Origin of the sequence: Streptomyces durocortorensis, assembly GCF_016901035.1 — a bacterium.
Lineage (GTDB): Bacteria > Actinomycetota > Actinomycetes > Streptomycetales > Streptomycetaceae > Streptomyces > Streptomyces durocortorensis.
In genome coordinates this window covers 1-4,242 of the sequence record NZ_JAFEUF010000386.1, presented here as the reverse complement: position 1 = coordinate 4,242, position 4,242 = coordinate 1, and the positions used below count along the sequence as shown (strand labels likewise).

3 protein-coding genes are annotated in these 4,242 nt (G+C 72.2%); 1 reads left to right on the top strand and 2 read right to left on the bottom strand.

Annotated features, from left to right (window positions below; all coding sequences use genetic code 11):
• Nucleotides 1–433 precede the first annotated feature (433 nt).
• Nucleotides 434–991 carry a MarR family winged helix-turn-helix transcriptional regulator gene (locus tag JS521_RS34285; RefSeq protein ID WP_006125761.1) on the bottom strand — a complete coding sequence of 186 codons (558 nt, stop codon included), beginning with the start codon at nucleotides 989–991 and terminating at the stop codon, nucleotides 434–436.
• A gap of 132 nt (nucleotides 992–1,123) precedes the next feature.
• Between JS521_RS34285 and JS521_RS34280 the strand changes: the two genes are divergently transcribed.
• Nucleotides 1,124–2,452, top strand: coding sequence for an MFS transporter (locus JS521_RS34280; RefSeq protein WP_205086781.1), 1,329 nt, complete (start codon nucleotides 1,124–1,126; stop codon nucleotides 2,450–2,452).
• Between the two features lie 38 nt (nucleotides 2,453–2,490).
• On the opposite strand, the gene JS521_RS34275 is transcribed toward JS521_RS34280, so the two are convergent.
• The coding region (locus JS521_RS34275) for an ATP-binding SpoIIE family protein phosphatase (RefSeq protein ID WP_239488225.1) at nucleotides 2,491–4,242 on the bottom strand (1,752 nt) is incomplete at its 5' end.

The window sequence follows — 4,242 nt, the reverse complement described above, 5'->3', positions numbered from 1 at the left end:
GCGTTTCCGACTCTATCAGACGCTTTCCAGTGTCTGACTCCCGGTCGAAGCGGGCCGTGCAGTTTCGCTTTCCAGGTTCTTCGCTTTCGCGTTTTCCCTTTCCGGCGAGTCCGACTCTATCAGATCCTTTCGGGCCTGATTCCCAGTCAGCGGGGTTTGTCTTCCCGGCTGTTGGGCCGTTCCGACGCTCAAACTCTAGCGGATTCTCCCGGCGGCTCATAATCGGGCCTTGGTCATGAATTCCGGCATGCCGAAATCATCCCGAGTGGGAGATCGTGCTCAAGTTTGGTTGCCGCGTTCGTGGCGGGATCGGCTGCCGCGGGGCCGTACCGGCTCCGTGACAACTCGGAGAACTTTACGGATCCACCAGGGGCGTGTCAACCCTCCCCAGGGGGCCCTCGCAGCGCCCCCTGGCAGGCCTCCGTGGTGGCCTTCAGTCCAGGTCGGTGAGCCGGCCGCCGGCGTCCGGCTGGGCGTGCTCCACCCTGCGCAGGAGGCGGACCAGCAGCTCGCCGAGGACGCCGCGTTCGTCGCCGGACAGGTCCTGGAGGAGGTCCTCCTCGAAGTCGCTCGCCATCCGCATCGCCTCAAGCCACTTCGTACGGCCCTCGTCAGTCAGCTCGACGATGACGCGGACCCGGTTGTTCTCGTCGCGGTCGCGGGTGACCAGGCCCTCGCCGGCCATCCGGTCGATGCGGTGAGTCATGGCGGCCGGGGTGAGTCCGAGGCGCTTCGCCAGTTCGCCGGGGCCCAGTCGGTAGGGGGCTCCCGACAGGACGAGGGTCTTGAGGACCTCCCACTCGGCGTTGCTGATGCCGAGCGCCGCGACCTGTCTCCCGTACGCGACGTTCATCCTGCGGTTCAGCCGGCCCAGCGCGGAGACGACCTGCTCGACCTGGGGGTCGAGGTCGCGGAACTCGCGCTGGTAGGCGGCGATCTGTTCGTCGAGGCTCGGCTCGCTGGGGCCGGGCTCCTCGGTGCTCTCAGACATGGCGGGCAGTATGGCACGCTCCCACCACCCTTGAAGTCCTTCAGTCTGAAGTTTTCACCTTCTAAGTTTAGTGCTAAAGTCTTCGAGTCTGATTCCTTCAAGATCTTGAGGTAGGTGAGTGTGACCAGGGAGATGGGCGCAGCGCTGCGGCGGATCCAGCTGGGCAGCGCGCTGAGCGCGTTCGGGCTCGGGTTCACCGTTCCGTATCTGTACGTCTACGTGGCGCAGGTGCGGGATCTGGGTGCCGGGACGGCGGGAGTCGTCCTGGCCGCCTTCGCGATGGCAGCGCTGGCCGTTCTGCCGTTCACCGGGCGGGCCATCGACCGGCGGGGCCCGTTGCCCGTGCTGGTGGTGGCCTCCGCCCTGGCCTCCGTGGGCGCCGCCGCCCTCGGGTTCGCGAGCAGTGTTCCGGCCGCCGTGCTGTCCGCCGCGGTCCTGGGCGCCGGCACCGCCGTCATGCAGCCGGCCCTCGCCACGATGCTCGTGTGGTGTTCCAGCGCCGCGACCCGTACGCGGGCCTTCGCCATGCAGTTCTTCCTGCAGAACCTGGGGCTCGGCCTCGGCGGGCTCGTCGGCGGCCAGCTCGTGGACGTGGACCGTCCGGCGAGCTTCACCATGCTCTTCCTGATCGAGGCCGCGATGTTCGTGGTGCTCGGTGTCGTCGTGACCACCGTGCGGATGCCCCGTACGGCTTCCCTCGGTGACGCCCGGCCGGCGGACGTGGCCGCCGCCAAGGGCGGTGGGCTGCGGGCGCTGCTCTCGCACCGGGCCATGGTGCAGCTGTGCGTGCTGGGGTTCGTGCTGTTCTTCGCCTGCTACGGGCAGTTCGAGTCCGGGCTCGCCGCGTACGGCACGGAGGCCGCCGGGATCGAGCCCTCCACCCTGGGCTTCGCGTTGGCCGCCAACACCGCGGTCATCGTCGTGGCGCAGTTCGTCGTGCTCCGGCTTGTGGAGCGGCGGCGGCGCAGCCGGGTCATCGCCGCGGTCGGCCTGATCTGGGCGTTCGCCTGGCTCGTGGCGGGGTACGCGGGGCTCGGACACGGCAGCCAGGCCATGGCGACGGCCGCGTTCATCTCGACGTACGCGCTGTTCGGGCTGGGTGAGGCGATGCTGTCGCCGACCGTCGCCCCGCTGGTCGCCGATCTGGCGCCGGAGTCGATGGTCGGGCAGTACAACTCGGCGTTCGCCCTGTGCAAGCAGCTCGCGCTCGCGGTCGGCCCTGCTGTCGGCGGGCCGATGGGGGCGTCGCTGCACGGTCCGTACATCGTGACGTTCGTGCTGTTCTCGCTGGGCATCACGGTGCTCGCGCTGCGGCTGGGGCGGCGGCTCACCCCCGTACAGGATCAGCCGTCGCTGGCAGCCGCCCCCTCGCGGGTGGTGGCGGTGTCACTGCCCGAGGGGCCGGACGGCGCGGTGCCCGCCGGGAGCACCGCCCCTGCTTCCGCCTCCGCCGGTCACTGACCGGACCTGACGGAGAACGTTCGCCCTGCCGCCCTGCTTCACTGCGGCAGGGCGAACTCGCACCAGACCGCCTTGCCACCGCCCGGTGTGCGCCGGCTGCCCCAGGAGGTGGCGATCGAGGCGATGATCGAGATGCCGCGTCCCGCCTCGTCGGCCGGTTCGGCCTGGCGGCGGCGCGGCAGGTGGTCGTCGCCGTCGGTGACCTCGATGATCAGCCGGCGGTCCGTGCGGCGCAGCCCCAGGCGCATCGGCGGGGTGCCGTGCTGGAGGGAGTTCGCGACGAGCTCGCTGGTGGCGAGCACGCCCAGGTCGCGGAGCTCGACGGGGAAACGCCAGGAGGTCAGCACCCCGGTGGCGAAGGCGCGGGCGCGCGGGGCGGCCTCGATGCCGCCGAGGAGGTCGAGCGCGGCGTTGTGGAACAGCTCCGCGTTCGTCCCCGTACGGGCGGGGTGCTGGACGACCAGGACCGCCACGTCGTCGTCGTGCTCGGCGGTCACGCCGAGGGAGCGGATCAGCCGGTCGCAGACGACCTGCGGTGATCCCTTGGCGCCGGAGAGGGCCCGGGCCAGGGACGCGACGCCCTCGTCGATGTCCTCGCTGCGCCGCTCCACCAAGCCGTCCGTATAGAGGACGGCGGTGGAGCCGGGCGGCAGCGCGATGGTGCCCGAGGTGTGGACCCAGCCGCCGGTGCCGAGCGGGGGTCCTGTGGGGTCGGCGGCGCGGTGGACCGTGCCGTCCTCGTCGCAGACGAGGATCGGGAGGTGGCCGGCGGAGGCGTAGACGAGCTGCCCCTCGTTGGGATCGTGGACGGCGTAGACGCAGGTCGCGATCTGGCTGGCGTCGATCTCGGCGGCGAGGCCGTCCAGCAGCTGGATGACCTCGTGGGGCGGGAGGTCGAGGCGCGCGTAGGCGCGGACGGCGGTGCGGAGCTGGCCCATCACGGCGGCGGCCCGGACCCCGCGGCCCATCACGTCGCCGATGACCAGGGCGGTGCGGCCCGCGCCGAGGGTGATGACGTCGTACCAGTCGCCGCCGACCGCGGCGTCGGTGCCACCGGGCTGGTAGGTGGCGGCGATGCGGAGGTCGTCGGGCTGCTCCAGCTCCTGCGGGAGCAGGGAGCGCTGGAGGGTGACGGCCGTTTCGCGGTGGCGGCGCTCGCTGGTGCGCAGGCGCTCGGCGGCCTCGGCGTGGTCGGTGACGTCGGCGGCGTGGACGAGGACGCCGCCTTCTCCCTTGCCGGCTCCCTTCTCCTTCTCTCCTCTCTCCTTCTCTCCTCCTCTGCCGTCCTCCTCGGCGTCTCCCTTGTCCTCCGTGTCGTCCCAGGCGGCGACCGGGGTGCAGGTCACGGTGTACGAACCGCCCTCGGCGGTCCTGCGGGACTTGACCGTACGGGCGGTGCCGCTGCGCAGGACCTGGTCGAGCAGGGGGAGCACGCTGAGCTGGGCGAGCTCGGGCATGGCCTCCGCTGCGGGGACGCCGGACGGGCGGGGGCCGAACGCGGCCTCGTACGCGTCGTTGACGTACGCGATCCGGTGGTCCGGGCCGTGCAGCAGGGCGACGGGGGCGGGGAGCCGGCCGAGGATCTCGCGGGCGGAGAGGGCGTCGAGGGCGGGCCCGGGGAGGGCCTCGGTCGAGGCGGGGCCGGAAGGCGCCGGGGAGGCGTCGTCCGGCTGGGCGGGCGTGGGCGCCCGGCGGGGGGTCTCGGGGCGGGCGGCCGGCGCCCGGGAAAGGGGGGGGGGGGGGGGGGGGGGGGGGGGGGGGGCGGGGGGGCGGGGGGGCCCCCCCCGGGG